The sequence below is a fragment of the Longimicrobiales bacterium genome (assembly GCA_028823235.1).
Lineage (GTDB): Bacteria > Gemmatimonadota > Gemmatimonadetes > Longimicrobiales > Gaopeijiaceae > UBA2589.
Genome location: JAPKBW010000004.1, coordinates 75,512 through 90,104, shown reverse-complemented (window position 1 = coordinate 90,104; position 14,593 = coordinate 75,512). Strand labels below are relative to the sequence as shown.

The 14,593-nt window shown below is 61.8% G+C and carries 12 protein-coding genes and 1 other RNA gene; 8 read left to right on the top strand and 5 right to left on the bottom strand.

The features are described from left to right. Nucleotides 1–49 precede the first annotated feature (49 nt). From OSA81_03245 to OSA81_03225, 5 genes are all read left to right on the top strand, one after another. A complete protein-coding gene (locus tag OSA81_03245) occupies nt 50–640 on the top strand; it encodes a bifunctional nuclease family protein (GenBank protein MDE0898009.1) in 591 nt (196 codons plus the stop codon). Next, nucleotides 621–1,742, top strand: coding sequence for a hypothetical protein (locus OSA81_03240; GenBank protein MDE0898008.1), 1,122 nt, complete (start codon nt 621–623; stop codon nt 1,740–1,742). Before OSA81_03245 ends, OSA81_03240 begins: the two co-directional genes overlap by 20 nt. A 2-nt stretch (nt 1,743–1,744) precedes the next feature. Continuing rightward, nucleotides 1,745–2,509: a DNA repair protein RecO gene (gene recO, locus OSA81_03235; protein ID MDE0898007.1), complete on the top strand. Its 765-nt coding sequence runs from the start codon at nt 1,745–1,747 to the stop codon at nt 2,507–2,509. Then, nucleotides 2,502–4,400: a selenocysteine-specific translation elongation factor gene (gene selB, locus OSA81_03230; protein ID MDE0898006.1), complete on the top strand. Its 1,899-nt coding sequence runs from the start codon at nt 2,502–2,504 to the stop codon at nt 4,398–4,400. Before recO ends, selB begins: the two co-directional genes overlap by 8 nt. Nucleotides 4,401–4,636: 236 nt before the next feature. After that, nucleotides 4,637–5,086: a hypothetical protein gene (locus OSA81_03225; protein MDE0898005.1), complete on the top strand. Its 450-nt coding sequence runs from the start codon at nt 4,637–4,639 to the stop codon at nt 5,084–5,086. A 33-nt stretch (nt 5,087–5,119) separates the two neighbouring features. Here the strand turns inward: OSA81_03225 and OSA81_03220 are convergent, their stop codons facing one another. Continuing rightward, a complete protein-coding gene (locus OSA81_03220) occupies nt 5,120–5,572 on the bottom strand; it encodes a PTS sugar transporter subunit IIA (GenBank protein MDE0898004.1) in 453 nt (150 codons plus the stop codon). Between the two features lie 130 nt (nt 5,573–5,702). Between OSA81_03220 and dusB the strand changes: the two genes are divergently transcribed. Further along, nucleotides 5,703–6,704, top strand: coding sequence for a tRNA dihydrouridine synthase DusB (gene dusB, locus OSA81_03215; GenBank protein ID MDE0898003.1), 1,002 nt, complete (start codon nt 5,703–5,705; stop codon nt 6,702–6,704). A 104-nt stretch (nt 6,705–6,808) separates the two neighbouring features. Further along, nucleotides 6,809–7,166: a transfer-messenger RNA gene (gene ssrA, locus OSA81_03210) on the top strand. Nucleotides 7,167–7,627: 461 nt separating this feature from the next. Here ssrA and OSA81_03205 read toward each other — a convergent pair. From OSA81_03205 to OSA81_03195, 3 genes are all read right to left on the bottom strand, one after another. Next, nucleotides 7,628–9,781, bottom strand: a complete 2,154-nt coding sequence (locus OSA81_03205) for a TonB-dependent receptor (GenBank protein MDE0898002.1) — start codon at nt 9,779–9,781, stop codon at nt 7,628–7,630. Nucleotides 9,782–10,171: 390 nt separating this feature from the next. Beyond that, nucleotides 10,172–10,870 carry an SGNH/GDSL hydrolase family protein gene (locus OSA81_03200; protein MDE0898001.1) on the bottom strand — a complete coding sequence of 233 codons (699 nt, stop codon included), beginning with the start codon at nt 10,868–10,870 and terminating at the stop codon, nt 10,172–10,174. A gap of 180 nt (nt 10,871–11,050) precedes the next feature. Beyond that, nucleotides 11,051–12,460: a serine hydrolase gene (locus OSA81_03195; GenBank protein MDE0898000.1), complete on the bottom strand. Its 1,410-nt coding sequence runs from the start codon at nt 12,458–12,460 to the stop codon at nt 11,051–11,053. 282 nt (nt 12,461–12,742) lie between these two features. Between OSA81_03195 and lspA the strand changes: the two genes are divergently transcribed. Next, nucleotides 12,743–13,303 carry a signal peptidase II gene (lspA, locus tag OSA81_03190; protein ID MDE0897999.1) on the top strand — a complete coding sequence of 187 codons (561 nt, stop codon included), beginning with the start codon at nt 12,743–12,745 and terminating at the stop codon, nt 13,301–13,303. On the opposite strand, the gene OSA81_03185 is transcribed toward lspA, so the two are convergent. Then, nucleotides 13,295–14,542 (bottom strand): hemolysin family protein, encoded by a 1,248-nt coding sequence (locus OSA81_03185; protein MDE0897998.1) that lies wholly within the window; start codon nt 14,540–14,542, stop codon nt 13,295–13,297. The genes lspA and OSA81_03185 overlap by 9 nt on opposite strands. Nucleotides 14,543–14,593 lie beyond the last annotated feature (51 nt).

The window sequence follows — 14,593 nt, the reverse complement described above, 5'->3', positions numbered from 1 at the left end:
GGCGATTTGATCTGGGGAGGCTGAACCCTAGGGTCTTTCGGGAGTATTGGTGGAATCGCGCCTGTCATGGCTCATGTTTCCGTCGTCCGGAGGGTCCCTCAACGTGTTGGTCGAGGTCGAGGTTCACAGCCTTGCGGTGGATAGCACCACAGACACTCCGGTCGTCATCCTGCAGGAGACGGGCGGGGGGCGGTTGCTTCCCATCTGGATCGGACCGGCGGAAGCGAAAGCGATCGCCACGTATATGGCGGGTGCCCCATTTCAGCGTCCGCTCACGGCCGATCTGCTCTGCGACATGTTGAAGAAGCTCGGTGGACAGGTGCGCAAGGTGCTCATTACCGGAGTCGAGAAGAGTACGTACTACGCCGAGTTGGTGGTTGAGCAGGACGGGGACGTGATTTCCTTCGACGCCAGACCTTCGGATTCGATTGCGATCGCGCTTCGTTGCGCGGCCACCCTTTTCGCAGACGACAGTCTCCTCGACCACACCGATATTGAGATCGCTGAGGGCGACGCATCCCCTGGCCTGGCGGTCGACGTTGAAGTTGGGGACTCAGCAGAAGCAAGCCTGAACGCGGATCAGCTCAAGGAACACCTTAGGGCGATGAACCCAGAGGACTTTGGTCGTTTCACGCTCTGAGACGGCCGGTGCACGCCGGGCGCTCCTCTTCCTGATGCTGGCCGTCACGTCGACATTTCCGCTCGACGCGCAGGAGGCCGAGCTTCGACTGAACGGGAGCGCGTACGTAGGCGATACCGCTCTGACGGCCGGGATCGTCGTACTGCATCATCTTTCGAATGGTGAGCAGGGCGGGCTTGATTCACTCTCTCTGAGCTCAGGTGGAGCCTTCACATTCACGCTCCCCGAGGTGCCAGATCAGGTGGGGCGGGACGTATTCTTTGCGTCCATTCGACATCTCGGCGTGCTCTATTTCGGTCCGGCGATTACCGACGTAGCTCAGTTGGACTCAGCGTATGAGATCCACACGTACGATACGATCCTGGCCCCGGCCGCAGGCATGGCACTCCCGATCCAGTCCCGGAGCGTGTTCTTCGAACCCGATACCGTCGGCTGGCGTGTTACAGACCTATTTCAGTTGCGCAATGACGAGGCGCGTACGGTCGTGACTCGGACGGGGGGCATTGTCTGGAGCCATCTTCTTCCGGCGGAGGCCACCGATGTGACCGCTGGCGAGGGCGAGATTGCGTTTGACGCGGCGGAGTATGAAGACGGCCGCCTCGTCGTACGCGCTGCGATTCCGCCGGGTGAGCGACTCTTCGTCGTTCGATATCACGTCGACTCGCCAATCATCTCGATTCCTAATCAGGGGCTGGCGGAGGCACTCGACGTGCTGATTCGCGAGCCGGCCCCCTCGATCGAAGTGGAGGGCCTGGAATTGATCGATCCCATCGAGTTGGAGCCGGGGTCGACGTACTCGCGCTATGCGGGCACGGACGTGACCGCTGGGGCAGTGAACATCGTCGAGACGGAAGGGCCCGCGACACCTCCGGTAGAGTGGGCAGCGCTCATCCTCGCGATGATACTCGCGGGAAGTGGTATGCTGGTCCTTCGGTCTGGCCCAGCTACGGCCAAGGAGGCTCCTAGAAGTCGGCAGAGTCTACTGCTCGAGGTCGCGACACTCGACGAAGCGTTTGTCACGAGTTCCCCCACGGTTGAAGAGCGGAGGGTCTACGATCGTAGGAGAGCTGAGCTGCTCCGAAGCCTGCGCGACGACGCCTGACCGTGGCCGCCGTTTCCACGCCCGCCGTGCTCCTCCGCGCCCATGATTATGGTGACACCAGCCGCATCCTCCGGTTCTATACGCGCGACTTCGGTCTTCTCAGCGTTATGGCGAAGGGCATTCGCGGAAAGTCCGGGAAGGGTACGACCGCACTGGCGAGCTTCGCTTCCGGAGAGCTCACAGCTTACGTGAAGCCACAGCGTGATCTTCATACGATGAAAGACTTCGCGTGTTCGCGGCTCCGGGATCAATTGGCCGGTCACATACTGCGGTTTGCCGGAGCGTCGGCCGTGGCCGAGCTGGTGCTCGCGCACACGGAGCAGGAGGAAGAGCTGGGTGTCTTCGAGGCTCTTGAACGGGCTCTCGAGGACCTGTCGCTCACCCCCGTTGAGTGCCTTCCCGGATCGGTGCTTGCGGCGTTGTGGGCCATCACGGAGGCATTCGGCTTTGCACCCCAACTGGAGCCGTGCGTCCGTTGTGACACCCATCTTGAAGATGATGAAGTCGGCCGCTTTGATTTCGCGGCTGGCGGGGTGCGTTGTCTGGAGTGCGGGGAGGATGCCGCGGGCCCCCGCGTGGGCCCCGTGGCCAGGACCCAACTCAAGGAACTGATCGCGGGCCGGGTTCCGGGCGGCCTGAGCCACAGTCGGCAGCATCTCGGTCTGGTATCGGACTTCGTCTCCTACCACGTGGTAGGTCGGCCGCTCAAGTCGTTTCGCTTTCTCGGAGGCGTGATGCCGCGGGATGTCGAGAATGCCGATGCGTAGTGTCGTACTCGGGACCGCCGGCCATATCGATCATGGGAAGACCGCACTGGTGCGAGCGCTTACCGGCACGGATACCGATCGCCTGAAAGAGGAGAAGGCGCGAGGCATCACGATCGAACTGGGTTTCGCGGAACTCGCGGTGGACGGAGGCCCTCACTTCGGTGTCGTTGATGTGCCCGGGCACGAAGCCTTCGTGCGGGCGATGGTGGCCGGCGCGGCGGGTATGGACGTTGCGCTTCTCGTGATCGCCGCGGACGAGGGAATCATGCCGCAAACGCGAGAACACCTCTCGATCGTCGACCTGCTCGGCGTCCCCGAACTCGTGGTGGCGCTCTCCAAATGCGACGGCGTCGATCCCGAGTGGCTGGAACTTGTGGACGCGGATGTCGAGGATGTCTTGTCCCATACCCGATATGCGGGCGCCCCCCGTGTTGCTACCTCGGCCACCGAGGGGACGGGCCTTGAAGCGCTGCTCGCCGAACTGGTCAAAGCTGCGGGTCGGGCACAGGCTACAGGGGTCGGGGACATGACTCGCTTGCCGCTCGATCGCGTGTTCACGATCCAGGGGACGGGCACGGTCGCCACGGGCACCCTCTGGAGTGGTGAGCTGAAGACCGGGGACAAGGTGCGGATACTCCCTGACGATCTGTCTGCCCGAGTGCGAGGGCTACAGGTCCACGGCCGGGAAGCCGAGCGAGCCGTCGCCGGTGACCGCACGGCAGTCGCTCTGACCGGTGAGGGTGGAGACCGAGATCTGGTGTCACGCGGGGCAACGCTGGTCACAGCGCCCGAGTGGGAGTCCTCGTGGATGCTCACGACCCGCATGACGCTGATCGAAGACACCCCTTGGAAGCTGGAGCACAACCAGCGCGTGCATGTTCACCATGGGACGGCTGAGGTTCTGGCCCGCTGTGCATTGCTGGAAGCTCATCCGCTTGCAGCTGGCGATGCCGGATGGGTGCAGCTGCGTCTCGAAACACCTCTGGTGGCCCGGGCGGGCGATCGTCTGGTCATTCGTGCCTACTCTCCTGTGATCACGATGGGTGGTGGTCTCGTTGCCGAACCTGCCCCACCGAAGCGCAATCGCCTGTCCGACGAGGAGCGGACGCACCTCGATTTGATCGTTTCCGGTTCACCGCTAGAGCAGGTCGAGGCTTGTCTGGCCCTCGCAACTTGGGCTGGACTGGCTCGAGGGGCGCTTCCCATACGGACGGGTCTTGACCCCCAGGGTGTGGCGGAGGCACTAGAGTCGCTGCTTGCGGATGGCGCAATCACTGCCGGCTCAATGGTCTTCTCAGCAGCAGTCGCCGATGAAGCGGAGCGTCGTCTGCTGGCAGGAGTGGCTGTCGCCCACGCATCCGATTCGCTTCGTGTCGAAGCGCCGCTGGCTGCGGTGCGGGCTGTGCTCCCGGCCTGGGCGCCGATTGAGCTGGCCAACGCCTGTCTGGGTCGACTTGTCGAGAATGGGCGGCTGGAGGAAGTACAGGGCGGTGTGCGCCTCCCGGATTTTCGGCCAGAACCGACGCCAGAACAGAGCGAGGCCTCGGCCAGACTCATGGAGGCGTTGTCCGTGGATGGATTGGCCGCCCCGTTCCTAGAGGAACTGCCAGAGTCTGTCCGGACGCATGCTGACTTCAAATCACTCCTTCGTCGGCTTGAAAGCCTCGACGAGGTCAGGGCCATCGCAGACGGGCTCTACATCCCCTCGGCGGCCCTCGACGCGGCCGAGGGCCGCATCCACGAGACATTGGCCGGCAAGTCAGATCTCGGGCCAGGGGCGTTTCGCGATGCGCTACCGGTTTCGAGAAAACACCTCATTCCGCTACTTAATTACTTTGACGGGCGTGGCTCTACCGTTCGTCATGATCGGGGCAGGGACGTTCCAACCTGATCAAAGGCTAGGCCCGTAGGCTGATCGCGACCGAACTACGGCTGTCGAGGCAACGAATTGTGGCTGACACGGTATCATAGTGCATGAACCCCTCGTTCCTTACCTCGAATTCGTGCCGTTGCTTGACCCCTCGCGAAGGCCGTCCGTAGTATGCAACAGGGATGCGTGCCAAAGGCAATCACACTTGGAGCGCGATTGACGTTTAGCTACTGCACAATTGGTTTACGGAGGTCCCGATGAGGCGCACGACTGGCGTCTTGTCTGTCCTCCTAGTCCTGCTTTGCGCCGCCGCTGGCCTGTCCGCTCAGGACACCGGGGGACCCTTGCAAAGCGGACAGGTGGACGGATTCCAGCTCGATCAGAATTATCCAAACCCGTTTAACCCTGAGACCAACATTCCCTTCACGCTTGCGGAGGGACTCTTCGTCGAGGGGCGTTCTGCCGTTGTGTCCATCCGCATCTTCAACATTCTGACGCAGATTGTCGCGAGCCCGGTAGCGCTCAGGCATCCGTCCGGGCAAGGTGTCGCCGTCGATCAACTCGAGTATACACAGCCGGGTCGGTACGAAGCCTACTGGGATGGCACCGATCAGATGGGCCGCCAAGTTTCGTCGGGCATCTACCTCATGCAACTCTCGGTCAACGGACTCAAGCCGATCACGCGCAAGATGTACGTGAGGAAGTAGGACGCTCGTTCGGGTCGCTTCACCAGGTTTCGCCTACGGTGCCTTCTCGCTGAGAAGCGAGAGAAAGCCTTCGACTGAGTCGAGTCCCGCCAGCAGGCCCGGGACCTCCGGGTCCTTCGCGAACTGCGCGATCTTGCCCAGCACCGGCAGGTACTGATTCGAAACCTCGAGCGGTGGCGCGATGATCAGGAAAAAATTCTGGACTGGCGCGTTGTCGATTGCATTGAAGTCCATTCCCGAAGTTCGGCGGCCGTAAGCCAGTCGCAGCTGATTCACGACGAGTGAGCGGCAGTGAGGGATGGCGATCCCCTTTCCAATACCCGTCGATCCGAGATTCTCTCGCCGCTTCAAGGTTTGGTAGAGCTTTGAAGCAGAGATTCCGTCGAGCCAAAGCAACCCGACGAGTTCGCTGAGAATGCCGTCCTTCGTATCGGATTCGAGGTCGAGTTTCACGGCGTCTTCCGTGAAGAGTTCCCGTAACCTCATGTACCGCCTCCCGGCGTTTGTCGATCGGTCATGAGAGATGTAGCGGGGCGACAATACAACACACGGCCCCGAGGAGCATCCCTGTACCCCGGAATCCTTCTTCGGATTCCGGGCTGTGGTAGCTTCTAACATGTCCATTGACGCTCTCGAGTTGCTTGCTGGCGACTCCGTGCCCCTCTACCTGGCTCCGCAGGCCGGTGTGAGTGAATCCCCGTTCCGCAGGCTTTGCCGGCGGTTCGGGGCCGACGTGCTCGTGAGCGAGTTCGTCAGCGCGGCCGGCATCGTCATGAATAGCAAGAGATCTCGTGAATACCTCCGCTTCGACGAAGCGGAACGCCCGATCGGGATTCAGATTTTTGGGGCGGATGCAGGGATGATGGCAGACGCGGCTGCATTTGTGGCGGAGAGCTACGGACCAGACTTCATCGACATCAATTTCGGATGCCCTGTGAAGAAGGTCGTGAAGCGGAACGGTGGGTCAGGGTGCCTTCGCGATCTGGATCTGGTCGATGTCCTGATTCGCGCGGTAGACGATGCCACCGACCTGCCCACGACGGTAAAGATCAGGAGCGGATTCAACGAGTCGACTCGAGATCCGGTAGCCATTGGCCTCCGGTGCGAGCAAGCTGGCGCGAAGGCCCTGTGTATCCACCCGCGGACTCGGGCCGACATGTACTCCGGGCACGCACGCTGGCATGAAATTGCGGATCTCGTCGAAGCCTTGGAAGTCCCGGTCATCGGGAACGGCGATATCAAAACCGGAGAGGACGCCCGGCGCATGCGCGAAGAGACTGGGTGCGCAGGGATCATGATCGCCCGAGGCTCACACGGTGACCCGTGGATCTTCACGCAGGCCAGAGCTGCGCTTGACGGCCTGCCCGTGCCGCCTGAACCGGGAGTGGACGAGCGTTTCGAGATCTGCCTCGAGCATGCTCGTAACGCAATTTCGTTCGAGACAGACCCCGACCGGGCCATCATCGACTTCCGCAAACATCTTGGGTGGTATACCAAGGGACTTCCCGATGGGCGGACACTGCGGACGGAACTCTTCCAGTCGACCACACTCGAGGATGTGGAGGTGCTGCTTCAGGCGTACCGGGAGCAGCATCTGGCGACGGCTCAGGCAGGGTAGTTCACCTGCATTTCGAACCTCTGTCGCGCACTGGTGTTAGATTCTACAAAGATGTTTGACAGATCCACGAAGCGGACGGCCCCAGGGCCGGTCGCACTGTCATCGGGGGCGTCCCGGTTTCGACGTGTTTGGTGAACGTGGAGCAGCGTGCCGAGGTTCTTGGTCCTCGTTAAACCCTGGGAAAACTTTTAATTGCCAACACTGATATGGCGATGGCCGCTTAAGGTTCTTCCTTAGTAGCCCGTCTCCTGGATCGCCCGCCTGAGGCGGTCCTCCGAGACGTCGATAATTCGGGCTGGTTCCCTGGTCATGCCACCGGGTTAGGGAACGAGATTTAAGGTGGCTGGCTGCGGACCCGGTTGACCACTGACCGACCGCGGCGAGATCGATAGTGGTCTACGCACGTAGCGGCTCTGCTGGATTCAAAGGCGGACGCGGGTTCGACTCCCGCCGCCTCCACTGGTTGCGATAACCTCGCAACTAGGAGCGGGTCAACATCTTCATGGTGTTGGCCCGCTTCGTATTTGGGCAAACTGTGCAGGTTGCTCTCATGCTCGCTTCCACAGATCAGCAAGTTGCATCGCGAGTGCGACCTTCTCTGATGGCTTCGGCTGCCGGCAAATGCGCGCCATCTGATGGCAAAGCAGAATCATGGCACCCCCATTTTTGCCATTTTGGCGAACTTTTGGGGGAAAGTTCACCGAACTGGCGTAAATGGTCGTCGGCTTTCGCCAGACTGAGGAGCGCCAACACGTAGAGAAACGTCTGCACCCTGCCCCGTTCCAAAACGCACGAACCCGGACCCACGATCCGCGGATCCAGGCCGACTAACCTGCTGTCCGCATTCGCTTTGACGCTCGTCGGAGTTTTCGAATAGGACGGGAGGGAAGCAGACGGTGTGCCAGACGGACTCCATGCCGCCGTCAGAACATCAGGCGCACCCCGCCATTGAGCGTCCTACCGTCGAGCGGAGCCCAGACGTCGGTGACCCACTCACTCTCCAGACTCTGAGACGGAAGAACCAGCGGCTCGTGCAGCGTCTGTCGAGCGTCGAGGATGTTTTCAAAGTTCAGGAATAGCCGGGCCGGGCCGAAGCGGCGTTCGACCAGGAAGCCGAGAATCCAATACGGCTCCGATTCACTCCGGTAGGGATTCTCGTCGAGTGATTGGAGACCCGTGTAGTAGACTTCCACTCCGAAGCGACCCTTGTCCTCGGACTCCCATGCGCCGACGAGCCCGAGCGTGTGTCGCGGCGTGAGCGGCACCGCCCGCCTGCCTCCACCCGCGGGGACGCCCTCCGTCGAGTTCGTGTATACGTGTGTTCCGGTCGCGTGGATCGGGCCGTTGTGGTAACGGGCCAACAGCTCGGTACCCCACGTGCGCACCGGTTCCAACGAATTCGAGAGCGTCACATTTCCGGTTCCGTCTGGAGTCACGACAAGGGCGTCGGCCACCCTGGATCCGAATAGCGTGGCGTTCGCTTCCCAGGGACCCCAGGCGCGCCCGATATCGGCCATCGCACTCACCGCACGCTCCGCCTCCAGACTACTGAACGGATTGAGTCGACCCAGCCCCACGGCCTCCGTCTCTTCGGTGAAGGGGGATGGCGCGAAGTATCCGCTACCCACGGAGGCACGCATCACCCACGCGCCGGGCCGAAACAGAGCCGACAGCCTTGGATTGACGAACGCACCGTATTCGCTGTGGTGATCGAAGCGGGCACTCGCCGAGAGAGTGACACTCCGGCTTAGCGAGTACTCGTCCTGTGCGAAGAGCGCCGGGGTGGTGTAGTTGAAGTCGAACGCCGGTACGTCCTCCGCGTCGTAGCCGTCGTGCGTCAGCGCGGCGCCGACCACCCACAGATGGTCCCCGTCCTGCCCAGAGAGAGCGACTTCCCCGAACTGGGTCGAGTGCACATCTCGCTCCCGCGCCAGCCCAAACGTGTGGTCATGGTCTTGTAGCGTGGCGGATCCGCGTACCGCGACCCGTCGCGTGCCGGAGAGCAGCCAGGTCCCGACGAGTCCCCCGTCGAATCGTTTCGTCTCGACCGCCTCCACATACTCGGTCCCCGCTGGAGTGGTGCCTCCGGGGACGGTACCGCCGTCGCGGTCCTCGATCATGCCCCCGACGGTCACAAACACGGAACTGCCGTCCCCATCGTTCCAGAACAGCCTCGGCCGAGCCGTGACTCGTCGAAACGCTGGCAGGTCTGCCCACCCATCGTCATCGACGTCCGCGTAGTCCTGGCGGTGTCCACTCGCCAGAAGCGTGTAGCCCCATCGTTCGGTCGGCTCGCCAGCGAGCCACAGAACGGCATCCGTCCCCCGCAGTGTCGTCTGATTCAACAGGAATTCACGTTCGTTCTTCGGCCGCCGCGAAATGAGGTTCACGACGCCCCCGAGTGCAGTCGCACCATAGAGCGCCGAGGCTGCCCCCTTGATGACCTCGACCTGGCCCAGGTCCATAGGTGGGATCTGGAGCGGACCGAGCGCGCCCGTCTGGCCACCATAGAGCGGCAGGCCGTCGGACAGAATCTGCGTGTACCTTCCCCGCAGCCCCTGAATCCGCACACTCGCACCGCCCAGGGAGGGCGCCGTGGGCTGGACGCGAAGTCCGGCCGTCTCGTTGAGGAGCATGCCGATGTCTCCCGGAGTCATCAGGAGCTTCTCTTCGATCTCCTCGCGTGACACGACCTCGACCCGGAGCGGCTCGTCTTCAATCCGGCGCCCCGAACGGGTGGAGAGGACGAGAATCTCCTCGCCCTCGATCGCCTCCTGCTCGAGTTCTACCACGACCGTCGTGTCCACCAGGGTCGAGACCGTCAGCGGGATCTCCGCCGCGGCGTACCCGATCCGCGTCACCCGTAGCAGGTGATCTCCCGCCGGGAGGCGTACAACCGCCACGCCGGTCGCGTCAGTCACCGCACCGCGGCTCTCAGACGAAACCTGCGCTCCCTCGACGGGCGTGCCCTCGCTCTCAACCCGCACCGTAACCCGTACGTCCTGAGCGCTCGCCGCGCCACCCAGTACCGCCAGTAGCAACAAACCCGGTGCAAAGGCTCGGAGTAGACGCCGCACTCTCCCGCGATTCACGCCTCCGGCCCGCACGCTGGGCCGAGTCCGCAGCCTCAAGCCCCCTGGGCGAGATGGGTCAGAAGGTCCGTGGGGAGGGCTAGTGTTCACGAGCACAGGGGGAGAATCGGCGAGGGACATGATTCTGGTCGGTCGAGAAAATAGCAGCCGCAAGTAATACCACAGGCCCTTCGTCAGCGTCAACCCGGTCAAGGGGAAGGGGTTCCTGATCCATGACAGGGACCCGCTTTGGCGCCGCCTAACGTCTCGCGAGTCTGCTGCACGGACCGCATGCGAACAAGGGGCGCGAGCCGAAGGCGAGTGGCCCGCTGCCCATCAGGTGACCCGTGTCAGTAGCAATCGCTTGTTAGGAAGCCGCGCGGTCGGACCTCCATATCATCTCTCGCGTAGTGCCTTCTCGATCGCGGCCTCGGCAAGCGGCGCCATTAATCGGTAGCCCGACCGGTTGGGATGCACACCGTCCGGCGACAACTCCTGTCCGAGGCCCAGATCTTCGTCCGCCATCGCGGTGTGGTAGTCGAGGTACACGACACGATGCGCGTCAGCGTAGTCTCGTATCCAAGCGTTGAGGGCGACGATCTTGGGGCCCGGCTCGAGACCCGGTCGCCAACGGTACTCCGACGCCGGCAGCACCGACGACAGTATGACGCTGATCCCATTCGCCTGGGCCAACTCTACCATCGAGGCGAGGTTGTCCTGGATCATGGCCTGAGTCGATGGACCCGTGTTGCCCGCGATATCGTTCGTCCCCGCGAGGATCACCACAACCGAGGGCTCCAACGCGATCACGTCTTGGCGAAAACGCACCAGCATTTGCGGCGTGGTCTGCCCGCTGATGCCTCGCCCCACGTATGGCTTGCCCGGGAACATCTCTTCGAAATGGACAGCCCACGCTTCGGTGATGGAATTACCGTAGAACACCACTCTGGCTTCAGCCGGTGAGGGTGGACCGAGGCGCTCGTTAGCCTCGCGGTACCGATCCAGAGAGCCCCAGTCCTCCGCTTGCCCCGCCGCCGGAGGGGGATTTAGCAAGCAGGCCACGCCCGCGCACGCGACGGTCAATCCAGATCTCATGCCGATTCGACAGCGGATAGGTCTAAATCCCAGAAAGAGGCTTCCTAACGTCTCGTCATTCTGCTGCACGGGCGGCCTCGTGACAAACCACAACAGTGACCTGACTTACCCGTCCAGCGAGCCCGTGCCAGTAGCAATGGCTTGTTAGGTGGCTCGAGGCCTCCGACACGAGATGGTCAGCTAACGCACCCTGTCGAAACGCAAGTTTTGCACGCGGCCCGCTTGGAGAACAAAGGCCACGGCCCGATCACCCTCGCGCACGAAGCTCAAGACAAGTCCAGAACTGGAAAACTCGGTCTCACTGTCCGCGGTCAAGTTGAGAGAATCTGCACCCGGATGTTTCAGGATCAGCTCGCCTAAACTGGCTTCAAGTACCCAGGTGGAGCCCAGTTCCTCCGAAGCGTATGCCCCCGCCAGGGTCTCGAGAACCGCCTGCGGCACGATGAGGTGGTCAGCCCCCCCTTCCTCCGCACCGGATTCGGTCTGTATTGGTGGAGAGTCCTCGAGGAAGGCCGCCTCGAGGACAATGTCCTCAACCGCAGCGCTCAGCGCCCCCGAGTTAGCGGAACCCTGGTTACATAGGGTGATCACTGTGGTTCGCTGAACCGGATATCTCGCGAGCATGGTCCGGAATGCCATCATGCCGCCACCGTGGGCCACTCGCGGAAGGCCGCGCCGAACGCCAACCCCAAGCCCACGTGCGTAGTTGATAGTGTCACCTCCGACGAGGACACCTCTCCTGTACATCTTGTCGGCAAAGTCTGCGATGCCGAAGACGTCCTCATAGAACGCGGAGTCCCACCGAGCCAGATCTTCGATCGTTGAGTAGAGGCCTCCATCCCCAACCTTGTCGAAGTTCATGAGATAGTTGGTGGCCCATCCCCCTTCATCCCGCTCGTCATAGCTCAAGACCCTGTCGGTCACTACGTGCACACGGTCATCGTGAAAGTGCGTGTCCATCATGCCCAGTGGCCGGAAGATCTTCTCATCGGCGTACTCCCGCAGAGACCGACCCGTGGCTCGTTTCACGATCTCGGCCAACATGACGTATCCGGAGTTGCTGTAGAGATACTCGGCTCCGGGGTCGAAGTTGAGTTCCGTCTGCCGAACGATCAGGCCGAGCATGTCCTCGTCGGAAAGAATATTCTCGAACGGGATACCTGCGAGGCTCATCAATGTGAGGTAGTCGCGGACCCCGCTGGTGTGGTGGACCAAGTTTCGAACGGTGACCGGCGTGCCGTAGTCCTGAAACTCTGGTAGATGCTTCCCTACCTCGTCATCCAGTGAGAGGAATCCCTCGTGAGCGGCGATCAACACAGAAGCAGCCGTGAACTGCTTCGAGACCGACGCTAGGTAGAAGACAGATGAGCTTCGAAGCGGTATGGAGTGGTCCAGATGGCCGATGCCGTAGCCTCGGTCGAACACGAGGCGGCCGTCGCTCACGATCCCCAGCGCACACCCCGGTCCCGTCGTCCGGTCATACTCAGCAAACACAGCGTCAATGCGAGACTCAGTCTCCCGGTCGAGCTGGAACGCATGAACCGGTGACGCAGCGAGGGCTGCGAGGACGGTTGCTAGGATTACTCTCATCTGGATTTCCCCAAGGCAAGAAGAGCACGGGCGTTTGACAACAACCATCGAGTCGGGCCAACTAACTCCTTTTAGTCTGCACTTTTCACCGCCCTCCGGCCAAAGACTGGAGCCTGAAAAGCAGCTGGGCATAACCCTGTCATGTAGCCTGCGCGATTCGGGGGAACGATCGAGTCCAGACGGCGTAAGTGCCTTTTACTTTAACGGTTCTGGAGACGTTGGGGATCGCGCCTTCGGGTCCCAGATTTCGCTCGACTCTCCGCTTGCTCAGGAACGAACTCCGTGCGTCCTAAATATCTCATTTTCGGTCTCACTTTCCCGGCTATCATTGCACTCGATGTCATGACGAAAAGTTGGGCGCTGGTTGCACTGGAGTTCGAGAGCAGTGAGCTCTTCGGAGGACTGCTCCCGCTGACTCTCGCCTTCAACAAGGGCGCTGCTTTCGGCATACGGGTGGGCGAGGACTCGCGCTGGTTCTTCATTCCGGTCACGATCATCGCGCTTGGCTTGTTGACCGTGCTGTTCCGCCAGGCGGAGGACCGTGACTACCTGAGAATCGGATCGATTTCTCTTGTCGTGTCAGGCGCGGTCGGGAACCTCTATGACCGCATGAGGTGGAGCGAAGGGGTCGTGGACTTCCTTGGCCCGGTCGATCTCTGGCTGTGGGATTTTCCGATCTTCAACGTCGCTGACATGGCGATCACGTGCGGAGCAATTCTGCTTGCGATCTCGTTCTGGTTCGAGGAGCAGGAAGAGCGAGCCCGCGAGGCCGCTGAGAAGACTGCAGAGGGTGACGCTTCAGCCCCCGGTGGTGTCGGCCGAGAGCCCACCGGCTCAGTCTGACCCAGACTCCGCGCCCACTGCCTGAAACAGCAGATACTCGATCCGGCGGCCACTCATTTGGGTGACTAGGAGCGTACCTGAGTCGAGCAGGACTTCGTCGCCAACCACGGGAATCCTGTTGAGGCGACCGAATACTAGGCCGCCGATCGTCTCGAACCCATCTTCTTCATCCTCGGTCGGCTCAAAATTGAGTCGCTGAGAGCTTTCTCGGAGAGACGTCCCCCCCCACACCCGGACACGGCCTCCCGGCAATTCCTGGAAGGCGGATGGTTCATCACCTTCGTGCTCGTCCTGTATTTCGCCGATTATCTCCTCGATCAGATCTTCGAGGGTGACGAGCCCGGCCGTTCCACCGAATTCGTCCACCACGATGGCCAGCTTGGTGAGTTGTGCCCGCATTTCGGGGATCAGGTGTTCGACGCGCTTGGAGCTCGGCGCGAACGGCACCGGCCGGATCACGCCTTGCAGCGACACTCGGCCGTCGCGCTGGGCCCGCCATACATCCCGGCCGAGGATCACCCCGGTGATGTTGTCGAGGTTCTCCTCGAACACGGGCAGCCGCAGATGGCCGGTGTCGAGCATCATGGACTGGGCGTCCTCGATCGTGGCACTCGCAGCGATTCCGATCATGTCGGTCCGAGGCGTCATCACTTCGCCGACCGACACCTCGTCTAGCCCGATCACGTTGGACACGACCGAGAACTCGTCGTCGTCCAGGGTGCCTTCCCGGCGACCAATCTCTGCGAGTACCTGGATCTCGGCACGACTGACGGTGGGGCCGTGCGCGTGTCCGGTGAGCAGCCCCGAGAGCCAACCAAGGGGGATCAGCACCGGCTTCATCGCTAGGACCATTCCTTGAAGCACGTACGCGGATGGTGTCGCCAGTCTCTTCCAGTACGTTGCGCCGATGGTCTTTGGGATGATCTCGGTCGCGAGCAGGACCGCCAGTGTGAGGACACCCGAGAAGATGCCCACTTTCGCTTCCCCGAATACCACCGCTGCCTGCGCGCCCGCCATCGTCGCACCCACGGTGTGCGCGATCGTGTTCAAAGTCAGGATCGCCGCGATTGGCTCGTCGACATTCTTGCGCGCCTGTTCCAGCCATTCCCCCGACCACTCACCGCGATTCTTCAAGATCGCGACGTAGGAATGGGAGATGGAGAGGAACACTGCTTCGAGAATCGAGCAGAGGAACGAGATCGCGAGTGCGACCCCGACTATGAGCAATAGCGTAGCCATCGTGTGGAAAAGCTAACGGGGGCAGCCACCGGATGGCGACTGCCCCCACTC

What these genes read in the sequence shown, in the direction of transcription:
- selB (MDE0898006.1), top strand. Translation starts at nt 2,502, where the DNA reads ATGCGTAGTGTCGTACTCGGGACCGCCGGCCATATCGATCATGGGAAG.
- OSA81_03225 (MDE0898005.1), top strand. Translation starts at nt 4,637, where the DNA reads ATGAGGCGCACGACTGGCGTCTTGTCTGTCCTCCTAGTCCTGCTTTGC.
- OSA81_03220 (MDE0898004.1), bottom strand. Translation starts at nt 5,572, where the DNA reads ATGAGGTTACGGGAACTCTTCACGGAAGACGCCGTGAAACTCGACCTC.
- dusB (MDE0898003.1), top strand. Translation starts at nt 5,703, where the DNA reads ATGTCCATTGACGCTCTCGAGTTGCTTGCTGGCGACTCCGTGCCCCTC.
- OSA81_03200 (MDE0898001.1), bottom strand. Translation starts at nt 10,870, where the DNA reads ATGAGATCTGGATTGACCGTCGCGTGCGCGGGCGTGGCCTGCTTGCTA.
- OSA81_03195 (MDE0898000.1), bottom strand. Translation starts at nt 12,460, where the DNA reads ATGAGAGTAATCCTAGCAACCGTCCTCGCAGCCCTCGCTGCGTCACCG.
- OSA81_03185 (MDE0897998.1), bottom strand. Translation starts at nt 14,542, where the DNA reads ATGGCTACGCTATTGCTCATAGTCGGGGTCGCACTCGCGATCTCGTTC.